The 26,898-nt window shown below is 63.8% G+C and carries 27 protein-coding genes; 9 read left to right on the top strand and 18 right to left on the bottom strand.

Annotation, left to right across the window (positions count from 1 at the left end):
* Nucleotides 1-36: 36 nt before the first annotated feature.
* Complete coding sequence (locus NCS00_RS00305; protein WP_008352305.1) at nt 37-222, bottom strand: hypothetical protein; 186 nt, start codon at nt 220-222, stop codon at nt 37-39.
* Between the two features lie 226 nt (nt 223-448).
* Nucleotides 449-1,675, bottom strand: coding sequence for an MFS transporter (locus NCS00_RS00300; protein ID WP_250438612.1), 1,227 nt, complete (start codon nt 1,673-1,675; stop codon nt 449-451).
* Nucleotides 1,676-1,999: 324 nt separating this feature from the next.
* Between NCS00_RS00300 and NCS00_RS00295 the strand changes: the two genes are divergently transcribed.
* The 3 genes from NCS00_RS00295 (at nt 2,000) to NCS00_RS00285 (ending at nt 4,183) form a co-directional block, all read left to right on the top strand.
* Nucleotides 2,000-2,212: a hypothetical protein gene (locus tag NCS00_RS00295; protein ID WP_008352308.1), complete on the top strand. Its 213-nt coding sequence runs from the start codon at nt 2,000-2,002 to the stop codon at nt 2,210-2,212.
* Nucleotides 2,213-2,246: 34 nt separating this feature from the next.
* Entirely contained in the window at nt 2,247-3,278 is a 1,032-nt protein-coding gene (locus NCS00_RS00290; protein ID WP_250438610.1) for a serine/threonine protein kinase, read from the top strand.
* A 176-nt stretch (nt 3,279-3,454) separates the two neighbouring features.
* Complete coding sequence (locus NCS00_RS00285; RefSeq protein WP_250438608.1) at nt 3,455-4,183, top strand: PepSY-associated TM helix domain-containing protein; 729 nt, start codon at nt 3,455-3,457, stop codon at nt 4,181-4,183.
* Nucleotides 4,184-4,200: 17 nt separating this feature from the next.
* Here NCS00_RS00285 and NCS00_RS00280 read toward each other — a convergent pair whose 3' ends face one another.
* From NCS00_RS00280 to mgrA, 13 genes are all read right to left on the bottom strand, one after another.
* A complete protein-coding gene (locus NCS00_RS00280) occupies nt 4,201-5,421 on the bottom strand; it encodes a PepSY-associated TM helix domain-containing protein (RefSeq protein WP_250438605.1) in 1,221 nt (406 codons plus the stop codon).
* Between the two features lie 127 nt (nt 5,422-5,548).
* Nucleotides 5,549-6,568, bottom strand: coding sequence for an XdhC family protein (locus NCS00_RS00275; protein WP_175979682.1), 1,020 nt, complete (start codon nt 6,566-6,568; stop codon nt 5,549-5,551).
* Nucleotides 6,541-7,086: an SRPBCC family protein gene (locus NCS00_RS00270; protein WP_008352328.1), complete on the bottom strand. Its 546-nt coding sequence runs from the start codon at nt 7,084-7,086 to the stop codon at nt 6,541-6,543. Before NCS00_RS00270 ends, NCS00_RS00275 begins: the two co-directional genes overlap by 28 nt.
* Complete coding sequence (locus NCS00_RS00265) at nt 7,077-8,270, bottom strand: vWA domain-containing protein (protein WP_241814029.1); 1,194 nt, start codon at nt 8,268-8,270, stop codon at nt 7,077-7,079. Before NCS00_RS00265 ends, NCS00_RS00270 begins: the two co-directional genes overlap by 10 nt.
* Complete coding sequence (locus tag NCS00_RS00260; RefSeq protein WP_008352332.1) at nt 8,267-9,163, bottom strand: AAA family ATPase; 897 nt, start codon at nt 9,161-9,163, stop codon at nt 8,267-8,269. Before NCS00_RS00260 ends, NCS00_RS00265 begins: the two co-directional genes overlap by 4 nt.
* A 6-nt stretch (nt 9,164-9,169) precedes the next feature.
* On the bottom strand, nt 9,170-9,970 hold the full coding sequence (locus tag NCS00_RS00255) for an FAD binding domain-containing protein (protein ID WP_008352333.1): 801 nt from the start codon (nt 9,968-9,970) through the stop codon (nt 9,170-9,172).
* A 12-nt stretch (nt 9,971-9,982) separates the two neighbouring features.
* Entirely contained in the window at nt 9,983-12,364 is a 2,382-nt protein-coding gene (locus tag NCS00_RS00250) for a xanthine dehydrogenase family protein molybdopterin-binding subunit (RefSeq protein WP_250438595.1), read from the bottom strand.
* Nucleotides 12,365-12,421: 57 nt separating this feature from the next.
* Nucleotides 12,422-12,898, bottom strand: coding sequence for a (2Fe-2S)-binding protein (locus tag NCS00_RS00245; protein WP_008352336.1), 477 nt, complete (start codon nt 12,896-12,898; stop codon nt 12,422-12,424).
* 226 nt (nt 12,899-13,124) lie between these two features.
* Nucleotides 13,125-14,546 (bottom strand): branched-chain amino acid transporter BcaP, encoded by a 1,422-nt coding sequence (bcaP, locus tag NCS00_RS00240; protein ID WP_008352338.1) that lies wholly within the window; start codon nt 14,544-14,546, stop codon nt 13,125-13,127.
* Nucleotides 14,547-14,703: 157 nt separating this feature from the next.
* Nucleotides 14,704-15,357 (bottom strand): response regulator transcription factor RqpR, encoded by a 654-nt coding sequence (gene rqpR / locus NCS00_RS00235; RefSeq protein ID WP_008352341.1) that lies wholly within the window; start codon nt 15,355-15,357, stop codon nt 14,704-14,706.
* Between the two features lie 10 nt (nt 15,358-15,367).
* Nucleotides 15,368-16,231: a sensor histidine kinase gene (locus NCS00_RS00230; protein WP_250435379.1), complete on the bottom strand. Its 864-nt coding sequence runs from the start codon at nt 16,229-16,231 to the stop codon at nt 15,368-15,370.
* A 344-nt stretch (nt 16,232-16,575) separates the two neighbouring features.
* Nucleotides 16,576-17,346: a ferredoxin--NADP reductase gene (locus tag NCS00_RS00225; RefSeq protein ID WP_008352345.1), complete on the bottom strand. Its 771-nt coding sequence runs from the start codon at nt 17,344-17,346 to the stop codon at nt 16,576-16,578.
* Nucleotides 17,347-17,844: 498 nt separating this feature from the next.
* A complete protein-coding gene (mgrA, locus tag NCS00_RS00220) occupies nt 17,845-18,888 on the bottom strand; it encodes an L-glyceraldehyde 3-phosphate reductase (RefSeq protein WP_008352347.1) in 1,044 nt (347 codons plus the stop codon).
* 288 nt (nt 18,889-19,176) lie between these two features.
* Between mgrA and NCS00_RS00215 the strand changes: the two genes are divergently transcribed.
* Together NCS00_RS00215 and NCS00_RS00210 are read left to right on the top strand one after the other, a co-directional pair.
* Nucleotides 19,177-19,920: a mechanosensitive ion channel family protein gene (locus NCS00_RS00215; RefSeq protein ID WP_250438587.1), complete on the top strand. Its 744-nt coding sequence runs from the start codon at nt 19,177-19,179 to the stop codon at nt 19,918-19,920.
* Between the two features lie 60 nt (nt 19,921-19,980).
* Nucleotides 19,981-20,184, top strand: a complete 204-nt coding sequence (locus tag NCS00_RS00210; RefSeq protein ID WP_008352349.1) for a DUF3185 family protein — start codon at nt 19,981-19,983, stop codon at nt 20,182-20,184.
* 20 nt (nt 20,185-20,204) lie between these two features.
* On the opposite strand, the gene NCS00_RS00205 is transcribed toward NCS00_RS00210, so the two are convergent.
* On the bottom strand, nt 20,205-20,981 hold the full coding sequence (locus NCS00_RS00205; RefSeq protein ID WP_008352350.1) for a phytanoyl-CoA dioxygenase family protein: 777 nt from the start codon (nt 20,979-20,981) through the stop codon (nt 20,205-20,207).
* 317 nt (nt 20,982-21,298) lie between these two features.
* Here NCS00_RS00205 and NCS00_RS00200 point away from each other — a divergent pair, with 317 nt between their 5' ends.
* The gene (locus tag NCS00_RS00200) at nt 21,299-21,649 is read left to right on the top strand and encodes a hypothetical protein (RefSeq protein ID WP_174447735.1); all 351 of its coding nucleotides are present in this window, start codon (nt 21,299-21,301) and stop codon (nt 21,647-21,649) included.
* Between the two features lie 13 nt (nt 21,650-21,662).
* Here NCS00_RS00200 and NCS00_RS00195 read toward each other — a convergent pair whose 3' ends face one another.
* Together NCS00_RS00195 and metK are read right to left on the bottom strand one after the other, a co-directional pair.
* On the bottom strand, nt 21,663-22,778 hold the full coding sequence (locus tag NCS00_RS00195) for an alkene reductase (RefSeq protein WP_250435376.1): 1,116 nt from the start codon (nt 22,776-22,778) through the stop codon (nt 21,663-21,665).
* 124 nt (nt 22,779-22,902) lie between these two features.
* Nucleotides 22,903-24,090, bottom strand: coding sequence for a methionine adenosyltransferase (gene metK / locus NCS00_RS00190; protein WP_008352353.1), 1,188 nt, complete (start codon nt 24,088-24,090; stop codon nt 22,903-22,905).
* Between the two features lie 254 nt (nt 24,091-24,344).
* Here metK and NCS00_RS00185 point away from each other — a divergent pair, with 254 nt between their 5' ends.
* The 3 genes from NCS00_RS00185 to NCS00_RS00175 are packed head-to-tail and all read left to right on the top strand — an operon-like array spanning nt 24,345 to nt 26,896.
* On the top strand, nt 24,345-25,229 hold the full coding sequence (locus NCS00_RS00185) for a lipid A biosynthesis lauroyl acyltransferase (RefSeq protein WP_008352354.1): 885 nt from the start codon (nt 24,345-24,347) through the stop codon (nt 25,227-25,229).
* Between the two features lie 50 nt (nt 25,230-25,279).
* The gene (gene dapF / locus NCS00_RS00180; protein ID WP_008352356.1) at nt 25,280-26,161 is read left to right on the top strand and encodes a diaminopimelate epimerase; all 882 of its coding nucleotides are present in this window, start codon (nt 25,280-25,282) and stop codon (nt 26,159-26,161) included.
* A gap of 15 nt (nt 26,162-26,176) precedes the next feature.
* A complete protein-coding gene (locus tag NCS00_RS00175) occupies nt 26,177-26,896 on the top strand; it encodes a DUF484 family protein (RefSeq protein WP_008352358.1) in 720 nt (239 codons plus the stop codon).
* Nucleotides 26,897-26,898 lie beyond the last annotated feature (2 nt).

Genomic DNA, 26,898 nt, shown 5'->3' with positions numbered 1-26,898 from the left:
GCACCTTTCGCAAGCGCGCCCTGAACGGCGCGCTTGCTATATCAGCGCGGGCAATCCTTCGACGAGCAGAAAGGCGGCGAGCACACCGAGCAATGCGCCGAACACGCGCAGTACGTTGTTTCTCAGATGCGTCGCGCAGGGAATGGCCCCGAGGAACAGCGCGCCAGCGAGCGCCATCGGGATGATCAGAATGAAGTCGCCGATCGTGAAATACGTCGTCATGGTGCGTCTCCCATCGTCCTGCTTCTGGCTTTATCGTCGCCTGTGAAAAGCTGCATCGACGATTCGAGTATAGGCCGCGCCAACGAAGGCGTTAGCCCAACTTCGTGCGACGGCAAACCACGAAAACGTACGAAAGCCTTGCGCGACAAGGACTTGCAGGCACCTATTTTTAAGCGGACGCGGAAAAACCCTTAGCTTCGGCTTATTTCAATCGGCTTTCGATTGTTCAGACGACAGCGTGCTCGCGCCGGTTCAGCTGCACCGCGCCCGCAATCCCGACGAGCAGCAGCGCGCCGATCAACCCGGCGACGCCCTTCCATCCGAACGCGGTCCAGAAGTGTCCGCCGTACGATCCGATCAGACTCGACCCTATGTAATACGCGAGCAGATAGAGCGCGGCCGCCTGGCCTTTCGCTTGCATCGCGAGCCGTCCGACCCAGCCGCTCGCGACCGAGTGCCCTGCGAAGAAGCCGAACGTCAGGCACGCGATACCCGCAATGATCACCGGCAGCGCGTTCGACAAGGTCAACGCGATGCCGAGCATCATCAGCACCAGGCTTGCGATCAGCACGCGGCCGCGCCCGAAGACATCGGCCATCTTGCCGGACCACGGCGACGCGACCACGCCCGTCAAATACACGGTGAAGATCGCGCCGATCTGCGTCTGATTCAGGTCGAACGGCGCGCCCAGCAACCGATATCCGACGTAGTTGTAAAGCGTGACGAAACTGCCCATCAGCACGAAGCCGATGAGAAACAGAAACGGCAAACCGCGATGCCGCAGATGCCCGCCGAGCGAGCGCCGATGATGCGCGAACCCGACGCCGCGCCGCGGCTTGAAGCGTCGCGACGGCGGCAGCAGCGAGCGGAACGCGAGCGTGGCGAGCAGACCCAGCAGCCCGATTCCGCCGATAGCGACGCGCCAGCCGAAAAGATCCGCGAGGATGCCGCTGATCACGCGCCCGGCCATGCCGCCGATGGCCGTCCCGCCGACGTAGAGTCCCATCGCGAGACCGAGGCCTTCGGGATGCACTTCCTCCGCGAGATACGCCATCGCGACCGCGGGCACGCCGCCGAGCGCGAAGCCTTCGAGCGCGCGCACGACGAGCAGCGCGTGCCAGTCCGGTAGCACGGCGGCGATCACCGTCAGCACCGACGACGCGAGCAGCGAAAGCGTCATCAGCCGATGACGGCTCCAGCTTTCCGAGACGAATCCCGCGATGAAGATGGCGATCGCCAACGCCGCCGTGCTCACCGACACCGCGAGCGCGCTGACCGCCGGACTGACGCCGAACGCCTTCGTGAACTCGGGAAGCAACGGCTGCACGCAGTAGAGCAGCGAAAAAGTCGCATAACCGGCGAACAGCAACGCGAGCGAAGCACGCCAATAGGCGCGCGAGCCGCGTTCGAGATACCGAGCGGCATCGGCGGCCCGGTTTGCGTTAGCATCCACGAATGAAGTCTCTGCTGAAAAAACTCTCGACGATACGCCGATCCTCAGGGTTTTGCCTGATAAGCAAGCCGCGATCCGGCCACGTAGCCCATTAATTGCTGCTATTCGTCTGCGATCGGCAACATAACGAAGCGAATGGCGTCGCGCCGACGCGCCGCCATGCGCTAAAGTTAGAGCACAATCGTTCATGAAAGCCGCGCGTGTCGCGCTTCCCGCAACAGCGACGCGGCGATTGTCTGGTGCACGAGCCGTGAAAAGCCTGTGCTTGGTGAAAACATATGACCGGCGCTTCAATCCCAGCCGGCGTTGAAACGGGGATTCATCATGCAAATCGGTTCGATTGTCCGCTCCGTGCATATTGCCGTGCCTCAGGGCGCGCGCGGCATCGTGATGCGCATTCTCGGCGACATGGCCATGGTCGCCTGGTACGCGGGCGAGCCTGGCGTAACCAAACTGCTCAATACCGAGCCGTTCTTTCTCGAAGACCTGATCGATACGGGCGATGTCGTGCGCCCGTCGAACACGGTCGTGCACTGAGAAGCGACGCGCCGCATTGCGGCACAATGCCGGGATGAACTCGATCCATCCCGACTCCCAGGGCGCGCCCGCCGACGACGCGCCGCCCTTCTCCGGCCTCACGCCCGATTGCGTACTCGATGCAGTCGACCGCGTGCTGATGCCCGCAGGCGCGCGCACCGATGGCCGCCTGTTGCCGCTCAACAGCTACGAAAACCGCGTCTATCAGGTGGGCGTCGAGGACGGCGCACCGATCGTCGCGAAGTTCTATCGGCCGAAACGATGGTCGAATGCGGCGATTCTCGAAGAGCACGCGTTCGTCGCGAGTCTCGTCGCGCGTGAGATTCCGGCCGTGCCCGCGCGCGCGCTCGATGGCACGACGCTGCACGAATTCGACGGCTTTCGCTTCTCCATCTTCGAGCGGCGCGGCGGACGCGCGCCCGACCTCGATCGCAGCGACACGCTCGAATGGCTCGGGCGCTTCATCGGGCGGATTCACGCGGTGGGCGCGGTCGAGCCGTATCGCGAGCGGCCGACGCTCGATATCGACACTTTCGGCTATGAACCGCGCGAGTTCCTGCTGACGCACGGCTTCGTTCCCGCCGATGTGCGCGAAGCGTGGGAAGCCGTCGTGTCGATGGCGCTCGAAGGCGTCGCGCAATGTTTCGAGCGCGCGCGCGATGTGCGGCACGTGCGTCTGCACGGCGACTGTCATCCGAGCAACGTGCTGTGGACCGACGCGGGCCCGCATTTCGTCGATTTCGACGACAGCCGCATGGGCCCGGCCATTCAGGACTTGTGGCTGCTCTTGCCCGCCGGACGCGCGGATGCATCGCGCGCGCTCACCGATCTGCTCGCCGGTTACGAAGATTTTTGCGAGTTCGATCCGCGCGAACTGCATCTGATCGAAGCGCTGCGCACGCTGCGGCTGATTCATTATTCGGCGTGGCTCGCGCGCCGCTGGAACGATCCGGCGTTCCCCGCCGCCTTCCCGTGGTTCAACACGCAACGTTACTGGGAAGACCGAATCCTCGAATTGCGCGAGCAAGTCGGCGCAATGCAGGAAGGCCCGCTTTGGCCCGTTTGAAATTTTTTGTGACATTCGCGGACTGTCAGGCGATCGCAAAGCGTTGAAAAGCGCTTTTCGGCATGTAATGATAACAATTCTCATTTGCCCGCCTGACATCGATCGCCGCGCGCGCGTGCGCGTTTAGCGATCGGGGCGCGGCTTTGCCTGCCAACGCCCGAATTCTGGAGAGACGCGTGAACGCGCCTGAAACCCTCAATACGCCGCCGTCCGCGACGGGCGGCTCGACGCATTACCGTCCGCATGGGCGTCTCATCGACGATACCGAGCAGATCGTCCGCAAGAATCGCTCGCGCCGCTCGACCTTCCTGAAGTGGCTGCGCAAGGTGCATGGTTGGGTCGGCTTGTGGGGCGCGCTGCTGGGCCTGCTGTTCGGCGCGACGGGTTTTCTGCTGAATCACCGCGCGCCGCCGCTGCGCATTTCGACCGGCGAGCCGCAGGTTTCGCAGATGCAGATGCCGCTGCCCGCCGAAGGCTTCAAGTCGCCGCGCGACATGGGCGCGTGGCTGAAGAAGGAACTGAAGATCGACGGCAATCTCGGACGCGCGCGCAAGGAACCGGCGCATCCGGTCGGCTGGGGCGACAAGAGCACGATGCAGCCGGAACAATGGTCGGTGATGGTGGCATCGCCGGGCGGCAGCGTGATGGCGGAGTACTGGGTCGGCAACAATTTCGTGTCGGTGAAGCGCACCGAAAACACCTTCCTCGCGATGATGACCAACCTGCACAAGGGCGTTGGCCTAAGCGTGGGCTGGGTGCTGCTCATCGATACGTTCGCGGGCAGCATCATCCTGCTGTCGCTTACCGGCGTGCTGCTGTGGACCGAGCTGAACAAGAAGCGCACGGCGGGCGTGGTGATCGTGGCGGCGTCGCTGATTGCGGCGATTGTTTGCGGGTTGATTTGAGGGATTCGGGACGTCGATCACGCGGCCGACGTCCCCTTCCCCTTCCGCGGGTTATGCCGCGTCAGCCACAAATAAAGCCCGCTCCCGAGCACGACGATCGTCAGCACATCGAAGGCGGCCCAGAAAATCTTCAGCGGCATGCCGCCGAAATCGCCGAAATGCAGCGGCTGCGAGCCGAGCAGCACCTTCAGATACCACGGCAACTCGCGTGAATCGGTGAGCGCGCCCGTCGATGCATCGACGAGCACAGGTCGCATGATCCGCGTCGTCAGAATGCCGTCGCCGCGCATCCACACGGCATAGTGATGCGGGCTCGCGAAGCGCGTCCCCGGAAACGCGACGAACGACGGAATCATCTCGGGCGCGACGCGTTGCGCTGTCTTCACGGCATCGTCGATGGAAGCGCGCACGACGACCGGCGGCTTGTCACGATACGGCGCGACCATCTGCGCGAGCTGATCGTTGCGCCATGCTTCGAGCATGAGATCGGCGAGCGTGTTGATCGAACCCGTCGCGCCGACGAGCAACGCCCACGCGAGCGTCAACATGCCGATGGCGTTATGCCAGTCGAGCCACACGATCCGCCGCTTCTTCTTCAGGCGCACGCGCCCGAGCCCGACCTTTCGCCAGAACGGCAGATACACGACGATGCCCGACACGATCGCCGCGAGAAACACGACGCCCATCGCGCCGAGAAAGAGCTTGCCGAAGAGCCCGGCGAACATGTCGACGTGCAACTTCAGCAGCACGAACTTGAGCGAGCCTTTGCCGGGCGGCATGCCGAGGGGCTGGGCGGTGCGCGCATCGACGGTCGTACTGAGCGTATCGTCGGGCGGCGTGTCGGCTTTCGGCGCGGTGACGACGACCGGCAAAAGCGGATCGTCCGGCTCCCAGATCATGTATTGCGGCACATGGCCCGGATGCTCGGTCAGCGCCGCGCGCAACACCGCGTCGTAGCTCGCGCGCGCATTCGCCTGCGATGCAGGCAGCGCTGGCGCTTCGATCGCATCGCCGGTGAGGATGTCGAGTTCGTGGCCGAACACGAGCGGCAAGCCGGTCAGACACAGCAGCAACATGAACGCCGTGCAGACGAGACTCGTCCACCGATGCACGATCGACCATACGCGCAGCGCGCGCTGGCTGATGTGGCGCTTGTTCGCGGACGAGCGCGAGTCGGGCGATGCATCGGCGCGGGCGGCTGCGCGCTGGTCATCGCCGGTCAAAAACTTGCCGGGCATTCGACTAAATCGTTGAGCTGAAAGGGAAACGGCTGCGCGTCAGCCGAAGCCGGCCACGCAAATGAGAATGATTATTATATAGCCGTCGCGCCCGTCCGGGCCGCGTTTCGTCAGGATTTTGTAATAATCAGACGCCGCAGACTTCGCCTTTTCCGGCAACCTCGCGCGCCGCTTTCGCGCCTTCCACCTGCAACAGTTCGGGCAACGACACGCCGTTCTTCGCCGCCGTGACTTCCGCGAGAATCGACACCGCGATTTCCGGCGGCGTCCGGCTGCCGATATAAATGCCTACCGGCCCATGCAACCGCGCCAGTTCGGCCTCGCTGAGATCGAACTCCTTCAGACGCTCGCGCCGCGCCGCGTTGTTGCGCCGCGAACCGAGCGCGCCGACGTAGAACGCGGGCGTCTTCAGCGCTTCCATCAGCGCGAGATCGTCGAGCTTCGGATCGTGCGTGAGGGCGATGACCGCGCAGCGTTCGTCGAGCTTCATCTCCATGACCGTGTCGTCGGGCATGGTTCGCACGATCGTCGTGCCGGGCACATTCCACTCTTCCGTGTATTCCTCGCGCGGATCGCACACGGTCACCTGATAATCCAGCCCGACCGCGATACTGCACAGATAGCGCGACAACTGCCCCGCGCCGATCACGAGCATCCGGTAACGCGGGCCGTGAATCGTCAGCAGATGCGCGTCGTCGAAGAGCACGCCGTCGGTGGCCTGCGCCGGTTCGAGGCGCGCCGCGCCCGTGGCCATGTCGAGCGTGCGCGCGACGAGCCTGCCGCTTTCCACCGCCGCGCACAATTCCGAGATGCCGCTTTCCATCGTCAGCGGCTCCAGCACGAGCTGGATCGTGCCGCCGCACGGCAAGCCGAAGCGATGCGCCTCTTCCGCGCTGATGCCGTACTTCACCGCTTCCGGCTTCGTCTGCTCGATGCCCCGCTGCCGCACGCGATCGATGAGATCGTCCTCGATGCATCCTCCCGACACCGAACCGACGACGTGGCCATCGTCACGCACGGCGAGCATCGCGCCTTCGGGTCTCGGCGACGAGCCCCATGTCTTCACGACCGTCACGAGCAGCACGCGATGTCCCTCTTCGAGCCATCGCGCGCTGTTCTTCAGGACTTCGAGATCCACGCTGTCCATGATTTCTTTCCCTTTTCCTTCTCTTCTGCGCCGCTTTCGTCTTGGTCGGCGGCTGCATCTTGCGATTCCTGGCCGCCTTGCAGCTGCGCGCTGAATCGCTTGAAGAATTCTCCCGCGATCTTGCGCGCCGCGCCGTCGACGAGCCGCGAGCCGATCTGCGCAAGCTTGCCGCCGACCTGCGCGTTTGCACTGTAACTGAGCTTCGTCGTGTCGGCTTCGTCGCCGGGTTCGAGGTTCACGGTCGCGCTGCCCTTGCTGAAGCCGGCCGCGCCGCCCTGCCCTTCGAAGACGATCGTGTAAGTATGCGGGGCGTCGATATTCGTCAGCTCCATTCTTCCCTTGAAGCGCGCTTTCACCGGACCGACCGCCGCCGTCATCGCGACGTTGTAGGCGTTCTCGCCATCGGCGTCGATGCTGTCGCAGCCCGGAATGCAGACCTTCAGGATCGACGTGTCGTTCAGCGCTTCCCACGCGCGCGCCTGCGGCACCGGCAACGTGTGTGTTTCGGTCAGTTCCATCTCGTGTCTCCAGTGTGCCGTGACAGCGCGGCCAGTTCGGCTCCGACCGCGCCGAGGCTGTCGAGGTTATGTGCCGCGAGCATTGCATCGACGTGTGGCAGGATCGCGCGCACGCCTCGCGCGCGCGGCGTGAAATCGGCGAAACGCAGCAGCGGATTGAGCCACACCAGCCGATGCGCGAAACGCCTGAGTCTTTGCATCTCGGCATCGAGCACGTCGATGGCTTCGTGATCGAGGCCATCGGTGACGAGCAGCACCGTCGCCCGACCGGCCAGCACACGCCGCGCCCAGCGCCGATTGAACTCCGCGAGCGTCGCGCCGATGCGCGTGCCGCCGGACCAGTCCGCGACGTTCTGTCCGAGTGCGGCAATGGCGACATCGGGATCGCGTTCGCGCAAGGCGCGCGTGGCGTTCGTGAGCCGCGTGCCGAACAGGAACACTTGCAGACGCTCGCGCGATTGCAATAGCGCGTGACAGAAGTAGAGCACGGCGCGCGAATACGCGCTCATCGAGCCGGAAATGTCGAGCAGCAACACGAGCGGCGGTCTGCGCTCGACCGCCGCGCGATATTTCCACACGGTCCAGTCGCCGCCCGAGCGCACGGCGTGTCGCGCGCTCGCTTTGAGATCGGCATGCGTGCCGCGCGAGCCCGCCTTCAGCCTGCGCGTCGGCTCCGTCGCGAGCGGCATCCGATGCGCGCGAATCTGATGCCGCAGCGTGCGCCATTCGTCGGCGCTGAGCGTGTCGAAATCGCGATGGCTCAAGCGTTCCTGCGCGCTGAACGTGATGCGCGCGTGCGCCTCTTCCGGCTTCGATTCCCGCGGCGGCGTTGTCGACGATGCCGCCGCGCGCGTCGCCAACGCATCGGCGAGACGGTTGTTGCGCTTCGGCGGCGGCATGCCGCTCTTCACCTTCGGCAGCAACAGCGCGCGCAGCTTGCCTTCCCAGTCGGGATCGCGCCAGAAAAGATCGAACGCCGCATCGAAGATGTCGCGTTCGTCGCTCGCGTGGACGAGCAAACACGCGAGCGTCGCGCGCACATCGTCGCGGCGATTCAGATCGACGAAGCGCAACGCGTCGAGCGCATCGACCGCGTGCGCCGGCGACATGCCGAGCCCCGCGCCGCGCAGAAGCCTCACGAAATGCACGACGTTGCGCGCGAACGGTTCCATCGTGGTCGTCATGGCGTGGCCGCGAGGCATTGCGCGAGCGTATCGGCGTCCATGCGCGCGAGATCGTCCTGATACTTCAGCAGCACGCCGAGCGTGTTCTGCACCGATTGCGGATCCAGTTCCGTCACCGACAACGCTGCGAGCGCGCGGCACCAGTCGATCGTTTCCGCGACGCCCGGCGCCTTGAAGAGATCCAGCGTGCGCAGCTCGTGCACGAACGCGACGGCGCGCTGCTGCAACGCCTGCCCCGCTTCGGGCGCGCGCGCCGCGACGATCGCCAGTTCAACATCGCGCTGCGGATAGCCGATCCACTGATAGAGGCATCGCCGCTTCAACGCATCGTGGACTTCGCGCGTGCGGTTCGACGTCATCACGACGAGCGGCGGTTGCGCCGCGCGCACCGTGCCGTACTCCGGAATCGACACCTGAAAGTCCGACAGCAATTCGAGCAGAAACGCTTCGAACGGCTCGTCGGCGCGGTCGATTTCATCGATGAGCAGAACGCGGCGCGCGTCGGGATTCGACGCATCGGGCAGCAAGGCCTGAAGCAGCGGACGCTTCAGCAGAAACTCGCTGCGATACAGCGAATCGTTCGACGGCGTTTCGCCCGACGCCTCCGCGAGCCGCAGCGCCATGATCTGCCGCGGATAGTCCCACTCGTATAGCGCGCTCGCGGTATCGAGCCCTTCGTAGCATTGCAGGCGCAGCAGCGTCGTGCCGCACAAGCCCGCCGCCGCCTTCGCGAGTTCGGTCTTGCCGACGCCCGGCTCGCCTTCGAGAAAGAGCGGCCGCTGCATCTTCAGCGCGAGAAAAAGCGCCGTCGCGAGCTCGCGGTTCGCGAAGTAGCGATGCTCGCGCAAGCGCGCGAGCGTCTCGTCGATGGATTGCGGCGCCTGTTCCGTCATCGCGGACTAGAACGACATCGCGCGCTCGATCGCGCGGCCCGCGAGCACCGGAATCAGATGCGCGCGATATTCGGCGCTCGCGTGCATGTCCGCGTTCAGCTCGTTGGGCGAGATCGTCACGCCGCGCGCCGATGCCACCGAAAAGTCCTTCGACAACGCCGCTTCCAGCTCCGCCGGACGAAACACCGAAGACGCCGCGCCCGTCACGCCGACGCGCACGCCGTCCTTGAACTTCGCAACGAACACGCCGACGAGCGCGAAGTGCGACGCGGGATTGCGAAACTTCTCGTAGCCCGCGCGCTCGGCCAGCGGAAACTCGACGGCCGTGATGAGCTCGTCGGGTTCGAGCGCGGTCGTGTACATGTCGATGAAGAAATCGTCCGCGGCGATGCGCCTTCTGTCGGTCACGACCGTCGCGTTCAGCGCGAGCACGGCTGACGGATAGCACGCCGCCGGATCGTCGTTGGCGAGCGAGCCGCCGATCGTGCCGCGCTCGCGAACCTGTCGATCACCGATGCGTCCCGCGAGATCCGCGAGCCCCGGCAGCGCGCGCTGCACATCCGCGTTCGATGCGACCGCCGCATGAGACACCGCGCCGCCGATCGTGAGCTTGTCGCCGTCGAGCGTGACGTTTTTCATCGACGCGATGCGCGTCACGTCGACGAGCGCCGAGGGCTGTGCGAGCCGCAGGCGCATCGTCGGCAAGAGGCTTTGGCCGCCCGCGAGGAACTTGGCGTCGCCGTTGGCGGAAAGCACCGCGACCGCCGCCTTCGCTTCGTCCGCTTTCTGATAGTCGAATGAGTACATTTGCCGGTCTCCTCAGGCGCGTTGAGCGTTATGCATCGCGGTCCACACGCGATGCGGCGTCGCGGGCATCTGCAAGTCCTTCACGCCGAGCGGCGCGAGCGCATCGAGAATCGCGTTGATGACCGCCGGCGGCGAACCGATTGCGCCCGCTTCGCCGCAGCCCTTCACGCCGAGCGGATTGTGCGTGCACGGCGTGCCCTTCGCGGTCTCGACGGTGAAGTTCGGCAGATCGCTAGCGTGCGGCATCGCGTAATCCATGAACGAGCCGGAGAGCAACTGGCCGGTGCTGTCATCGTAGACGCAGCGTTCGAGCATCGCCTGGCCGATGCCCTGCCCCAGCCCGCCATGCACTTGCCCTTCGACGATCATCGGATTGATGACGTTGCCGAAGTCATCGACGGCCGTGAACTTTTCGATGCGCGTTTCGCCGGTGTCCTGATCGACCTCGACTTCGCACACATACGCGCCCGACGGATACGTGAAGTTGGTCGGATCGTAGAACGCGTTTTCGTTGAGGCCCGGCTCCATGGTTTCGAGCGGGAAGTTGTGCGGCACGTACGCGGCGAGCGAGACGTCGACGAACGATTTCGTGCGATCGGTGCCCTTCACGCGGAACACGCCGTTGGTGAACTCGATATCTTCCGCCGACGCTTCCAGCAGATGCGCCGCGATCTTCTTCGCCTTCGCTTCGACTTTATCGAGCGCTTTCATGATCGCGGAGCCGCCGACCGAAATCGAACGCGAGCCGTACGTGCCCATGCCGAACGGGATGCGCCCCGTATCGCCGTGAATGATCTCGACGTTCTCGATCGCGATGCCGAGCCGGTCCGCGACCACTTGCGCGAACGTCGTTTCGTGGCCCTGTCCGTGACTGTGCGAACCGGTGAAGACGGTGACGGAGCCGGTCGGATGCACGCGCACTTCGCCCGCTTCGAAGAGACCCGCACGCGCACCGAGCGCGCCCGCCACGTTCGACGGCGCGAGCCCGCACGCTTCGATGTAGCACGAATAGCCGATGCCGCGCAGCTTGCCCTTCTGCTTCGATTCGTCGCGCCGTTTTGCGAAACCCGCGACATCCGCGAGTTCCAGCGCGCGATTCAGGCACGCGTCGTAATCGCCGATGTCGTACGTGAGACCGACCGGCGTCGCGTACGGAAACTCGCGGATGAAATTGCGCCGCCTCAATTCGACGGGATCGATGTTCAGCTCGCGCGCCGCCGTCTCGACGAGCCGCTCGACGACATACGTCGCTTCCGGCCGGCCCGCGCCGCGATAGGCATCGACGGGCACCGTGTTCGTGAAGACCGCTTTCACTTCGGCGTAGATCGCGGGCGTCGTGTACTGGCCCGCGAGCAGCGTCGCGTAAAGCACGGTCGGAATCGACGATGCGAACGTCGACAGATACGCGCCCATGTTCGCCGTCGTATGCACGCGCATGCCGATGAACTTGTTGTCCTTGTCGAGCGCGAGTTCGGCCTTGGTCACATGATCGCGGCCGTGCGCGTCGGAGAGGAAGGCTTCGGAGCGCTCGGCCACCCACTTGATCGGACGCCCGACTTTCTTCGATGCCCACGTCAGCGCGACATCTTCCGGATACAGGAAAATCTTCGAGCCGAAGCCGCCGCCGACATCCGGCGCGATCACGCGCAGCTTCGATTCCGGCAGCGACAGCACGAACGCCGCCATCAGCAAGCGCTCGACGTGCGGGTTCTGATTCGCGACGTAGACCGTGTAGCTGTCGTCGTGCTTCGAATAGCTCGCGTTGACCGCGCGCGGCTCGATCGCGTTCGGCACGAGCCGCTGATTCACGATATCGAGCGTCGTGACGTGCGCGGCTTTCGCGAACGCGGCGTCGGTCGCGGCCTTGTCGCCGTGGCCCCAGTTGTAGCAGACGTTGTTCGGCACGCTGTCGTGCACGAGCGGCTGGCCCGCGTCCGATGCGCTCGCCGTATCGACCGTCGCGGGCAGTTCGTCGTAATCGACCTCGATGAGTTCGAGCGCGTCCTTCGCCTCCTTCACCGATTCGGCGACGACGAGCGCGACCTGATCGCCGACGTGCAACACCTTGTCGTGCGCGATGACGGGATGCGGCGGCTCGTGCATCGGCGAGCCGTCGGTGCTGTGGATGAGCCAGCCGCACGGCAGTCCGCCGACGTTCTCGCCCGCCATGTCCTTGCCGGTGAAGATGCCGATCACGCCCGGCGACTTCAGCGCCGCTTCGATATCGATGCGCGCGATCTTCGCGTGCGCGTGCGGCGAACGCAGGAACACGCCGTAGCTTTGCTGCGGCATGACGACGTCGTCGGTGTACTGGCCCGCGCCCGTCAGGAATCGATAGTCTTCCTTGCGCTTCACGCCAGCGCCGATCAGTTTCTGTTGCTCAGGGGCATTCATCGCGATCTCCTTGGTCAAAGGCGCGATACATCGTGTGGAATGTGGATTGACGCGGAATCAGGCGCCCGCTTTCATGTTTTGCGCGCCCTGCAAGACCGCCTTGACGATGTTGTGATAGCCCGTGCAGCGACACAGATTGCCGTCGAGCTGCTCGCGCACTTCTTCTTCGGAGAGATTCGGCGATTGCGCAGCCAGCGCGCTCGCGCTCATCACCATGCCCGGCGTGCAGAAGCCGCACTGAAGGCCGTGACATTCCCTGAACGCCGCCTGCATCGGATGAAGCTGGCCGTCTTTCGCCATGCCTTCGATGGTCGTGACTTCCATGCCGTCCGCCTGCGCGGCGAGGATGTTGCACGACTTGATCGCGCGGCCATCGAGATGGACGGTGCACGCGCCGCACTGCGCCGTGTCGCAGCCGATATGCGTGCCGGTGAGCCTGAGTTGATCGCGGAGAAACTGGACGAGCAGAACGTGCGGTTCGACGGTGGCGGTCACCGGTTTCCCATTGACCGTCAGGCTGATGCTGAGCGCCATTTTCACTGTCTCCTAAGTGAGGACGATCCAGCTTCACGCCACGCACCTGCCATCTGCCGCCGTGAGCGTTCAGCCGGAATTGGTGTTATGTGTTTGTGACAATGAGTAAAACACAAATCGGCGGGCGTCGCTATCGGCGCGAACGTCCGTCCCAAACTCAAGGTTTTGCCGCTGCAAATGCAAAGCGCCGCCTCGAGGGCGGCGCTTTTGTGTCGAGCAAGGACGCTCAGTGCGTCACGGTCTCTCGCTGCTCGTGCGTTCGACGTCCGAGCACCGAATGGCGTCGCGAGTACAGGAAATAGATCGCGAGGCCGATCACGAGCCACAGCACGAACGCGATCCACGTCATCGCCTGAAGATTGACCATCAGGAACAGACACGACGCCACCGCCAGAATCGGCACGACCGGCACGCCGGGGCAGCGGAACGCGCGCGGCAAGTCGGGATGCGTGCGGCGCAGGATCAGCACGGCGATGGAGACCATCGAGAACGCGGCGAGCGTGCCGATGTTGATGAGCTCGGCGAGCACGTTGAGCGGCACGAGCGCGCCGATCAGACCGAAGAAAATGCCGACGATCCACGTCGTGAGGAACGGCGTCGCGTAGCGCGGATGCACCTTCGAAAGCCGCGCGGGCAAGAGGCCGTCGCGCGACATCGCGTAGATGATGCGCGTCTGGCCGTAGCTCATCACGAGAATCACGGTGAGCATGCCGAGCACCGCGCCGAGATCGATGAAGCCCGCGACCCAGTTCTGACCCGCGACTTGCAGCGCGAACGACACCGGATGCGGATTGTTCGCGAACTGCGGCGCGGGCACGATGCCGGTCACGACGGCCGCGACCGCCACGTACAGCACGGCGCACACCGCGAGCGACGAGATGATGCCGATCGGCAGATCGCGCTTCGGGTTCTTCACTTCCTCGGCCGCCGACGACACCGAATCGAAGCCGATGAACGCGAAGAACATGACGGCCGCTGCGCCGAACACGCCGGACCAGCCGTTCGGCATGAACGGCTGCCAGTTTGCCGGCTTCACATGGAACACGCCGACAGCGATCACGAGCAGCACGATGGTCACTTTGATCGCGACCATGATGTTGTTCAGGCGCGTCGATTCCTTCACGCCGACCGAAAGCAGCCAGGTGATCGCCATCATCACGAGGAACGCGGGCAGGTTGAAGAACGTGACCTCGCCGGGCAACGCGCCGGGCGCGGCGGTGAGGGCGGTCGGCAGCGAGATGCCGAAGCCGGCGAGCAGCGACTGCAAGTAGCCCGACCAGCCGACCGAAACGGCGGACGTCGCGAGCCCGTATTCGAGCATCAGATCCCAGCCGATGATCCACGCGGCGAGTTCGCCGAGCGTCGCATACGAATACGTGTAGATGGAACCGGCAACCGGAATCGTCGACGAAAATTCCGCGTAGGCGAGGGCGGCGAAGCAGCACGCGATCGCCGCGATGATGAACGAAATCATGAGCGCCGGGCCGGCCTGGACGGCGCCGGTGCCGGTCAGCACGAAAATGCCCGTGCCGATGATCGCGCCGATTCCGAGGAACGTCAGATCCAGGGCGCCGAGCGTCTTTTTGAGCGATGTGCTGTGCGCGCCGGCCAGCATGTGCTCGATGTTTTTCTTGCGGAACAACGACATTGCGATGAGTCTCCTTCTGGCGCGCGCGAGCGGCCGTTACCTCGGGAAAACCCGATATTTTATCGGAGACTCAGAGATTGCCTATCCATTGAGCATGCAACGCAGAATTGCGGCAATTTGTTACGATCCACCCGTTTTATCTAGCACGAGATAAAACCTACCCGGCGATGGCGGGATTCATGTCGACGAGACGGTTGCTCATCACATAGAACGTAAGCTCTGCGTTGTTCGCGAGCTTCATTTTCTCCAGCAACCGCGCGCGATAAACACTTACGGTCTTAACCGAAAGCGATAAGGCGTTCGCGATATCAGTGAGCCGTTTTCCCGAAGCAAGCATGCACAGCGTCTGATATTCGCGGTCCGATAGTTTCTCGTGCGGCAACCGGTCCGTATCGAGCGAAACGTAGGTTGCGAGGGCTTCGGCCATTTCAGGGCTCACGTATTTTCGGCCTGCGGCGACTTGCTGAATCGCGCCGATCATCAGCGCGGGGTCCGCCGTCTTCGACAGATAGCCCGCCGCGCCCGCCTTCAACGCGCGCACCGCATATTGATCTTCGCGATACATCGAAAACATCAGCACCGGCAGACGCGGGCTTTCGCGCTTGAGACGCTTCAACACGTCGATGCCGTTGATGTCCGGCAGCGAGATGTCGAGCATCGCGACATCGAGCGGGCGACGCGCGGCGAGCGCGAGCGCCTGCATGCCGGTCTCGGCCTCCAGCACTTCGGATGCGACGCCGCGTTCCAGCAGCAATTGCGCGACGCCGCGGCGCACGATGCCGTGATCGTCGGCGAGCAGGATTCTGAGCATCGCGGCGGCCTCAGGCGTTGACCACGCTGAGCGTGAAGAGGCCCGGACCCGCCGCAGCCCACGGAAAACGCGCGCGCACGCAAGTGCCGGCAGGCTTCGCCGCCGCGACGCGCAGATTGCCGCCGAGCGCCTCGCAGCGCGCGCGCATCCCGGAAAGGCCGAAGCGTCCGCTCTTGCGACGCGCCGCCGCGCTGATGCCGACGCCATCGTCTTCGACGAGCAGGATCACGCCTTGTCCGTCGAGCGCGACGGACACGCGCGCATGCCCGGCGTGCGCGTGACGCGCGACGTTGCCGAGCGCTTCCTGCATCACGCGAAAGAGCGCGAGCGACATGTCGTGCGACATGCGATCGAGGCGCGCATCGTCGGGGCAGGAGAAATCGACGGCGATCGCCGTGCGCGCGCCGAAATCCGCGATCCAGCCGGCCAGCGTGGCGGCGAAGTTGGCATCGAAAGTCGGCGTCTGCAATCCCTCGACGATGCGATGACTCGTCTCGCAGACATCCGCGAGCGCCGCGCGCGCCTGATGCAGCGCGTCGTCGAGCGCGGCGGGCGCATCGGCGGGCAGCCAGTGCTCGGCCCGAGCGAGCGCGATATTCGCGACGGTGAGCGCGGCGCCGCTCGCGTCGTGCAGGTCTTGCGCGAGCGCCTGACGCGCGCGCTCTTCCGTGGCGGCGAGCAGCGCGGCGAGTTCCTGGACGCGGGCGGTGAGACGCTGAATCTGACGGTCGCCCTTGAGCTTGGCGTCGATCAGCGCGGAATAGGGTGAGGCAAACGACGCGCCGGAGCATTCCGGCGACGGTGACGGAACCGCGCGCAGCGGAGCGCGGCGAATCGGGTTCTCATCGAGCGTGATCGTGGCCGACGGGTTCATTCACTATCCTCGCTTCGAGCGCAACTGGAGCTACGTCCTCGGGTAACTCACGAGCGGCGTAACCGAATTTACACTCAGTAACATCGTTGACGGACTACGGGATGGCCTGCGCCGTCAAAAAGTAAACGCATCATATCTCAAAAAAATGATAAATCCATGTCGCGCAAGGCTTCGGCGGTCGAACTTCATGTCGTTTGCCAAGTCCACTGCGCATAATGCGTAGGAAAAAGACCTACCGACCGTGGTCAATTTGTAACAGCGACGCGCGTATGGTGATTTCGTCGAGGCGAAAAAAAACCGGAGCGCGAGGCTCCGGTTTTGTGCAATCGCGACGTCGAGACAGCTTATCCGACGAACGCCTTTTCCACGACGTAGTGGCCAGGATGGTTGTTGCTGCCTTCCTGGAAGCCCATCGCGTCGAGCAGTTCGCGCGTGTCGCGCAGCATGTGCGGGCTGCCGCAGAGCATCACGCGGTCGTTTTCGACCGAGAACGGCTCGACCGAGAGATCGGCGAACAGCTTCTTGGTCTCGATCAGATCGGTGATGCGACCACGGTTCGCGAACTCCTCGCGCGTGACCGTCGGGTAATAGACGAGCTTTTCGGACACGATTTCGCCGATATGCTCATGCGCCGGCAAGTGCTCGGTGATGAAATCCTTGTACGCGAGTTCGTCGACGAAACGGCACGTGTGCGTCAGCACGATCTTCTCGTAGCGGTCGTAGACGTCCGGGTCCTTGATGATCGACATGAACGGCGCGAGGCCCGTGCCGGTCGACAGCAGCCACAGCGTCTTGCCGGGCAGCAGATTGTCGGCGACGAGCGTGCCCGTCGGCTTCTTGCCGATCAGCACGGAATCGCCCACTTTCAGATGTTGCAGGCGCGAGGTCAGGGGGCCGTCCGGAACCTTGATGCTCAGAAATTCGAGATGCTCTTCGTAGTTCGCGCTCGCGAGGCTGTACGCGCGCAGAAGCGGCTTGCCGTCGACTTCGAGACCCACCATCGTGAACTGGCCGTTCTCGAAGCGGAACGAGCTGTCGCGGGTGCAGGTGAAACTGAAAAGCGTGTCGGTCCAGTGATGGACGCTCAGAACGGTTTGAGAATTAAGGTTGCTCATGGCTTCTTGAACTGTGCTCTAACTGTGCGAAAGCGGTGACGCTCTGACGCTCGCGCCTGGCTGGCGGCGGATGCCACGCCGGGCCGATGTCGAAAACAAAGCGCGCTACGAGGGCGCAACGAGGGGCGCTGCGCTGTCCGAACGGGACGATCGAATGGTGAAGGTCGCCGATTGATCCGAAACCCGCGATGCGAGGACAGCGATTCACGCCGCGCCACGCGTGAACTTCGCGCAAAAAAACTGACAGCCCGGCGCAATCGGCTATTTTAACCCGATAGTCGTTTCGCGGTCCGAACGTCGATACGGCGGCGGTGGCGCGCACGCGCGCCTCGTGGGCGAACGTGCGTGCAGAAGAAATGCACTTTCGGCTGACTGCGCGGCCGGTGGCCGGCCTCGGCGGCAACTCTTATCGCTGCGGAAAAGCCGCCGAGTCCGCATGATAGCAACGGATGCCGCGCGTATCTCGAAATACCCTTCTGGCGAAAGGCCGCACGCGTGTCAGATGCGCTGATCCGTCGACGGTTTTTCCCACAGGTTGATGCCGCCTTCCTTCGCGTGCTGATCGATTTCCGCGAGTTCTTCCTTCGAGAAATCGAGATTCTTCAGTGCGCCGACGTTCTCCACGACTTGCTCCGCGCGGCTCGCGCCGATCAGCACCGAGGTCACGCGCCCGCCTCGCAGCGCCCACGCGAGCGCCATCTGCGCGAGGCTCTGGCCGCGCTTCTGCGCGAGATCGTTGAGCTTGCGGACGTGCGCGAGGTTCGCATCGCTCAGATGTTCCTGCTTGAGCGAGCCGCCGCCCGGTTTGTTGACGCGCGCGTCCTGCGGCACGCCATTCAGATACTTGCTGGTCAGCAGACCTTGCGCGAGCGGCGTAAACGCGATGCTTCCCGCGCCGATGTCGTCGAGCGTGTCGAGCAGGTCTTCTTCGATCCAGCGGTTCAGCATGTTGTACGACGGCTGATGGATCAGCAGCGGCACCTTGTGCTCGGCGAGCAGCTTGGCCATCTCGCGTGTTTTGGACGCCGAGTACGACGAGATGCCAACGTAAAGCGCCTTGCCCGAATGCACGGCCGTCGCCAGCGCGCCAGCGGTTTCTTCGAGCGGCGTATCGGCGTCGAAACGGTGCGAATAGAAGATGTCGACGTAATCGAGGCCCATGCGCTTCAGGCTCTGGTCGAGGCTCGCCAGCACGTATTTGCGCGAGCCGCCGCCTTGGCCGTACGGACCGGGCCACATGTCCCAGCCGGCTTTCGAGGAGATCAACAGTTCGTCACGATAAGGGCGGAAGTCGTCCTTGAAGATGCGCCCGAAGTTCGTTTCGGCGCTGCCGTACGGCGGGCCGTAATTGTTCGCGAGATCGAAATGCGTGACGCCGAGATCGAACGCCGTGCGCAGAATTTCACGTTGCGTGGAGATCGGCGTCGTATCGCCGAAGTTGTGCCACAAACCGAGCGACAGCGCAGGAAGTTTCAACCCGCTCCTGCCACAAGTGCGGTATTGCATCTGCGTGTAACGCTCGGAGGCTGCTTCGTAGGCCATGACGGATTTCCTCTGCGGATGGCGAATTGAACGGACTGGAACGGACAACGTGCCTTTCACGCGGCACGCGCGGACACGCACGCTGTCGAGGGCGTCAATGGTAAGCCAATCGGGGCTGGGCGCGCACGGCACGCGATGCCGTCCCGCTATTCGGTATAGGCCGGATGGCCAGCAAGGGGAACGATCCAACGCGATCGCGGACAAAAGCAGATTCGTTTTGAAGGACCGCTACCCATGGATTCGATCGACAGACTTCGCCCCGCTTACGATTCGTTTAGTGCAATTGCCGTGACTTACGGCATTGATATTCTGTTGGCGCTGCTGATTCTCGCGGTCGGCTGGTGGATTTCGAACGCCGTCGCGAACACCCTGCGCCGCACGCTCGCTCGCACCAATGTCGATGCCACGCTCACCCCGGTGCTCGCCAGCCTCGCGTTGTGGGCGATCCGCGTCGTCGCGATCGTCGCCGCGCTCGGCAAGCTCGGCATTGCCGCCGCCAGCATCCTGACCGTGCTCGGCGCCGCCGGCCTCGCCATCGGCCTCGCGCTGCAGGGCACGCTGCAAAACATCGCGGCCGGCCTGATGCTCCTGCTGCTGCGCCCGTTTCGCGTCGGCGATTACATCGAAGGCGTCGGGACGACGGCGGGCACGGTCAACGAGATCGGACTTTTCACGACGCGCCTCACGAAAGCCGACGGCATCATCATGTTCGTGCCGAACAGCCTCATTTGGGCGAACGCCATCACGAACTACAGCGCGAACGATCGGCGTCGCGTCGTCATCAACTTTCAGGCACAGCATGGGCTGAAGGTCGAGCGTGTGCTCGAGGAACTGCGCAAGCTGATGAGCGACGATCCGCGCATCGTGCAGGACGGGCCGTCGGCGCCGTGGGTCGCCGTGACCGATTACACGGACACCGGCGTCAAATACAACCTCGGCGCGTGGACGAGCAGAAGCGATCATCAGTACGTGATGGCCGACCTCCTGCGCAAGATTCAGCCGTACACGCGCGAGCAGGCGCAGGCGGCGTGAGTGGACGCGCGAGCGCCGACCCGCTAACCTGACGCGCTTTTCCAGCCAAGAGACCACGCCATGACCCGAGCGATTTCCGTTGCGCTGCTAGTCGGCGGCGTCGTGCTGCTGTATTTCGGCGGCCAGTCGTTTCATTCGCTCTCCAGCGACGTCGCGCGCTTCTTCACCGGCTCGCCCACGAACAAGACCATCTGGCTGATCGCGGGCGGCATCGTCGCGTCGCTCGCCGGGCTGATCGGCCTCACGATTCCGTCGAAACGCTGAAACGCTCAAACGCTCAGACGTCAGACGAGCGGCACTTCCGGCTTCGACGCCGAGCGCGTGCCGGGCAGCGCCGCGTTGCTCGCGCCGCGATACGTAAACACGAGCGAGAACTTCACCTGATCGGTGAGGTTCTTGCCCGCCGAATGCAGCGTGTTGCAGTGGAAGAACACGACGTCGCCCGGTTCCAGCGCGGGCGACACCGCCGTGCGGATCAGCGCGGCATTCTCGGGCAAGTCGGAGCGAAAGAATTTCGCGTCGTCGAAGCGATCCGATGTGAACGGCAGCTTGTGCGACATCGGCACGAACCACAGCGCGCCGTTTTCCACCGTTTCGTTGCCGAGCGCGACCCACGCGGAAACGAGATCGTCGCGCTCGAACGCCCAGTAGCGCACGTCCCGATGCCAGCCGGTCAGGCTACCGTACGCCGGGTGCTTCGTCATCATGCAGTTGTGATGCGCGCGCGACAAATACGGCGTCTCGCCGAAATACAACTCCATCCATCCGCGCACTTCCGGCGATGTCGCGAACTCCGCGTAAAGCGGATGCCGCGCGTAGGCGTCGAGCAGGCGGCGCACGGTGTGTCCGCCGGGCGCGTCCTTCGAATCCGGCGCGCCGGGGTATTTCAGATCGGCCTCGAACTCGACCGGCGCGGCGGCCTCGGCGAGTTGCCGGCGCGCGACTTCGAGCATCGCGTCGCGGCGTTCCTGCGAAACCAGCCCTTTCACGATCACGTAGCCGTTTCGACGCAGCTCGTGCACCTGTTCCTTCTTCGATTTCAGCAGGTTTTGATCAGACATTTCAGTTCTTGGCTCCGGCGGCTTTCGAATTTATTCATGCCGTCGACGCTATATCCGGAATTGGGGCGAATACGGGGATTGTAAATCCGGCAGCGCAGGAAGGCCCATGCGAGAACGCTTCCGCCGATTTTTATAAGCAGCCGCTTCATGAAACGGCAGGGAAAACGCGGACTTACCCGGGTAATACGGGTCCTGTACATTGATCCGCATCAATTCGGTGCAACTTCGCAATTGCTGTTGAATCGAAGCGTTGAACTTCATTTTTGAGACGACTATCGTCGAGTCTGCTTCCACGCAAACCGACCTTTCCCGCCGACATGAACCACCGAATCGCTATCGGACTTACTCGCGTCGCATCGCGAGCCGCGCGTCCTGCGCGCCGCGGCATGATCCGCGCGCTGCGCCATCACTCCACCCGCACGCAATTGCTCGCCGAGCAACTGAAGAACGTGCATCCGGTCGACGGCATCCGGTCGTGGTTCCGCGGGTTCTTCTTCAATCTGCGCGTGCGCGCGGCCTCGCGCCGGGTGTCGTTGCGCGCGCTGTTGCGCCGTCCGGTGCAGTTGCGCGCGCCCGCGCCGAAGCCGAAAGCGGCTGCGCTGACGAGCCGTCGTCCGCGTCGCGTGTCGGCGACGAGCGCCGGCTGGTACGCGTTCGCGGCGCGCTGAATCGCGCAATCCCTCACTTGCGCTCGGCCTCGTCGAGCGTCGGATAGTCCGTGTAGCCTTTCTCTCCGCCGCCGTAGAACGTCGCCTCGTCGGGCGCGTTGAGCGGCGCGTTCATCCTGAAGCGCTCGACCAAATCCGGATTCGCGAGAAACGCGCGACCGAAAGCCACGGCGTCGGCTTCGCCTCGTTCGATGCGCGTATTGGCTTCTTCCGCGGTGTATTCGCCGCAGACGATGATCGCGCCGTCGTAAGCCTCGCGCAGCGCGTCTCGATAGCCGTCCGAAAGCGGCGCGCCGCCGGCCCAATCGCCTTCCGCCAGATGCAGATACGCGATGCCGATGCGCTTCAGCTCGCGCGCCAGATACAGCGATGACGCTTCGCCTTCATCGTCGTGCAGATCAAATCCCGTGAAGTTCGGCGATATCCGGATGCCGACGCGATTCGCGCCCATCACGCCCGCGACCGCCTCCAGCACATCGACGACCAGCCGCACGCGATTTTCGATGCCGCCGCCGTACTCGTCGGTGCGATGGTTGGTGCCCGTCGCCATGAACTGATGCAGCAGATAGCCGTTGGCCGCGTGGACTTCGATCATGTCGAAATCGGCGCGCTTGGCGCGATGCGCGGCATCGACGAACTGCAGCACGATGCCCGGCAACTCGCCGATCTCAAGCGCGCGCGGTTCGTCGGCGTCGGTCATGCCGTAGGTACCGTCATCGTGTCTCACGAACACTTGCGTGTCGCGCGCGCGGATCGCGGACGGCGCGACGGGCGGCGCATCGCCCTCCTGCAGCGATCGATGCGACACGCGCCCCACATGCCACAGCTGCGACGCGATGCGCCCGTGCCGCGCGTGAACCGCGCCCACGACGGCTCTCCATCCGGCTTCCTGCGCGTCGGAATAGATGCCGGGCGTCGCGACATAACCCTGACCTTGCCGCGAAACCTGCGTCGCCTCGGTCACGATGAGTCCCGCGCCCGCGCGCTGCGCGTAATAGTGCGCGTTCATTTCGCTGGGTACATCGCCGGGCTGCGACGCGCGATTGCGCGTGAGCGGCGCCATCACCACGCGATTCGGCAGTTCGAGATTGCCGATTGTGACGGGAGAAAGAAGCGTTTCGAACGGCATGACGGCTCCGTGGATGATCGGTTTTGCCGTCCGGTTCGGTCGCAAGAAACGCGCCGCGCAGGCGAAAAAAAACCGGCAAGCGCGATGCTTGCCGGTTCTTGTCCCGCGCGTTCGGCGAATGGCGTTACGCCACGCTTGCGACCGGCTCCGTGCCCGCCGCTTCGGCCAGCATGAGCGCCTTGTCGGTGGCTTCCCACGAGAATTCAGGCTCTTCGCGGCCGAAGTGACCGTATGCCGCCGTCTTTTCGTAGATCGGGCGCAGCAGATCGAGCATCTGGATGATGCCCTTCGGACGCAGATCGAAATGCTCCAGAACGAGCTTCGTGATTTCGGCATCCGACACGCGGCCCGTGCCGAACGTGTTCACCATCACCGAAGTCGGACGTGCCACGCCGATTGCGTACGAAACCTGGATCAGCGCGCGCGATGCGAGACCGGCCGCGACGATGTTCTTCGCGACATAACGTCCCGCGTACGCCGCCGAGCGGTCGACCTTCGACGGATCCTTGCCCGAGAACGCGCCGCCGCCGTGCGGAGCCGCGCCGCCGTACGTGTCGACGATGATCTTGCGGCCCGTCAGACCGCAGTCGCCCTGCGGACCGCCGATGACGAAGCGGCCCGTCGGGTTCACCAGAAACTTGATGTCGCCCTTGATGAGTTCCTTCGGCAGCGTCGGCTTGATGACTTCTTCGATCACCGCTTCGCGCAGTTGCGGCAGGTCGATGTCCGGCGAATGTTGCGTCGACAGCACGACCGTATCGATGGAATGCGCGCGGCCATCGACATAACGCACGGTGACTTGCGACTTCGCGTCCGGACGCAGCCAGGGCAAACGGCCATCGCGACGAAGGTTTGCCTGACGCTCGACGAGGCGATGCGAAAGGTGGATCGGCAGCGGCATCAGTTCGGGCGTTTCGTCGCAGGCGTAGCCGAACATGAGGCCCTGGTCGCCCGCGCCCTGATCGAGATTGTCGTCGTGCGCCTTGTTCACGCCTTGCGCGATATCCGGCGATTGCTTGTCATACGCGACGAGAACCGCGCAGCCGCGATAGTCGATGCCGAAGTCGGTGTTGTCGTAACCGATGCGCTTGATGGTGTCGCGCGCGACCTGGATGTAATCGACGTTGGCGGTGGTCGTGATTTCGCCCGCGAGGACGACGAGACCGGTGTTGCACAGCGTTTCCGCGGCGACGCGCGAATATTTGTCCTGCGACAGAATGGCGTCGAGGATGGCGTCGGAGACTTGGTCGGCAACCTTGTCCGGGTGGCCTTCGGAAACGGATTCGGAAGTAAAGAGGTAGTCGTTCGACACGCTTCAGACTCCAATAAAAGTACGGTTGATATTCACGTAGCCGTCTTCTTTTGGAGTCTGAAGCGGCGACGCTTTAGCGGATGTGCTTCCAGGCCGGCGCTTCTCGAAAGTAAGAAGACTCCGACCCGCTTCGCCCCGCAAGTTGTCCATTAACTCGGCGAAGGTTTTATTATACCGGTTTCCTTAGTTTTCACAGAATTGACCCTTTTGACTTCCTCGGTCCCGCTCCACTCGTCCGCCCGCCGGAGCGAGTCATGCTAGGTCGTATCGGCGTGGCGCTCGCCATCGGTTTTCTCAAATTCCTCGCGGTGATTCCATACGGCATCACCGCGCGTTTCGGCGACGGCCTCGGCTGGCTGCTCTATCAGATTCCGAGCCGTCGCAAGCGCATCGTCCATACGAATCTGAAGCTGTGCTTCCCCGAGTGGTCCGACGAAAAACGCGAGGACATCGCGCAGAAGCACTTTCGGCACGCGATCCGCAGTTACGTCGAGCGCAGCGTGCAATGGTTCGGCTCCGCGAAGAAGCTAGAAAAGCTGATCGAAGTCGATAGCGCCATCGATCTCACCGATCCCGATCTTCCGCCCACGCTCTTTCTCGGACTGCATTTCGTCGGCATCGAGGCGGGCTCGATCTTCCTCAACTACTCGCTGCATCGGCGCTGCGGTTCGCTGTATCAGCCGTTTTCGAATCCGCAGATCGAGGAACTGGCGAAGAGACAGCGCGCCCGTTTCGGCGCCGACATGGCGAGCCGCGCCGACAGCGCGCGCATCGTGCTGCGCTGGCTGCGCGATCGCAAACCCGTGATGCTCGGCGCGGACATGGACTACGGCATGCGCAACTCCACGTTCGTCCCGTTCTTCGGCATCCCGACGTGCACGCTGACCGCCGTCGGCCGGCTCGCGAAGACGGGCAAGGCGCAGGTCGTGCCCTTCATCGGAGAAGTTTTGCCGAACTACAAGGGTTATCGGCTGAAAGTCTTCAAACCTTGGGAAAATTATCCGAGCGGCGACGACGAGGCCGACGCGCGCCGCATGAACGCGTTTCTGGAAGAGCAGATTCCGCGCATGCCCGAGCAATATTATTGGGTGCACAAGCGCTTCAAGACGCGCCCGCCGGGCGACCCGAGCTTTTATTGACGCCTGAATCGCGCGAAACGCGGCATCGCGGCTCACATACAATAGCGGCCATGAAACTGAAATTCACAAAAATGCAGGGCGCGGGCAATGACTTCGTCGTGCTCGACGGCTACACGCAGGCGCTCGATCTGTCCGCCGAACAGGTGCGCGCGCTCGCGAACCGTCATTTCGGCGTCGGCGCGGATCAGTTGCTGCTCGTGGAAAAGCCGACGATCGAAGGCGTCGACTTCAAGTACCGCATCTTCAATTGCGATGGCGGTGAAGTCGAGCATTGCGGCAACGGCGCGCGCTGCTTCGTGAAGTTCGTCCGCGACCGGCGTCTGACGGATGCATCGACGGTGCGCGTGCAGGTGCAAAACGGCGTCATCACGCTGACGATGCAGGAGAACGGCGAAGTCGTCGTCGATATGAGCACGCCGGTGTTCGATCCGCCGAAAGTGCCGTTCGACGCGCAAGGTCTCGAAGGCCGGAAGGAAGGCAACGACACGCTCTGGCCGCTCGACGTGAACGGCTCGATCAACGACCGGCGCTGGATTTCCGTCGTGTCGATGGGCAATCCGCACGCGGTCCAGATCGTCGATGACGTCGAGGCGTATCCCGTTCTGACCGAAGGTCCGCTCGTCGAACGTCACGCGCGCTTTCCAAAGCGCGTCAATGCGGGCTTCATGGAGATCGTCGATCGGCATTCGGTGAAGCTGCGCGTCTACGAGCGCGGCGCGGGCGAAACGCTCGCGTGCGGCACGGGCGCGTGCGCGGCGGTGGCGGCCGGCATTCGCCGCGGCCGGCTCGATTCGCCCGTTCGCGTCGAGACGCACGGCGGCACGCTCACGATCAGCTGGGACGGCGCGAAGAACGAAACCGCCGCGCTCTTCATGGCCGGGCCCGCCGCAACGGTCTTCGAAGGCGAGATCGAGCTCGATCGCATCGTTTAACGCATACACGTCACCATGAATCCACGCGAAGTCGCCGACTATCTGCTCGACAACCCTGATTTCTTCGTCGAGCACGCGGAACTGCTCGGCACCATCCGGCTTTCGAATCCGCACGGCAAAGCGGCCGTGTCGCTGCAGGAACGCCAGATGGAAATGCTGCGCGACAAGAACAAGCAGCTCGAACGGCGTCTCGCCGAATTGCTGCGCTACGGCCACGAAAACGACAGCATCTCGACCAAGTTCAATCGCTGGACCGTGCGCGTAATCTCGCAGCGCGATCCGTACGCGCTGCCCGCGACCATCAGCAAGGGGCTGTGCGAAATCTTCGACGTGCCGCACGCCGCGCTGCGCGTGTGGGATATCGACGAAGCGTATCGCCAAGCCGATTTCGCCCGTCAGGTCGGCGAGGAAGTACGCCTTTTCACGACCGGTCTCGCCGCGCCGTACTGCGGCGTGAATACCGGCTTCGCCGCCGCGCAGTGGCTGGGCGCGGCGAACTCGGCATCGGCGACGGTCGCGCCGAGCGACGGCCCGTCCGACATCGACCGCAAGATCGAATCCGTGTCGCTCATCGCGCTGCGCGATCCGCAAGCCGGCCCGGATGCGCCGAGCTTCGGCCTGCTCGTCATGGGCTCGCCCGATCCGCGCCGCTTCCACGACGGCATGGCGACGGATTTCCTCACGCAGATCGGCGCGCTCGCGAGCGCCGCGCTGTCCCGCCTGCTGCCGCATTGACG

The sequence above is a fragment of the Caballeronia sp. AZ1_KS37 genome (assembly GCF_023631165.1).
Classification (GTDB): domain Bacteria; phylum Pseudomonadota; class Gammaproteobacteria; order Burkholderiales; family Burkholderiaceae; genus Caballeronia; species Caballeronia zhejiangensis.
Note: the sequence above shows the minus strand (reverse complement) of the source record. Positions and strands in the feature narration are given on the sequence as shown.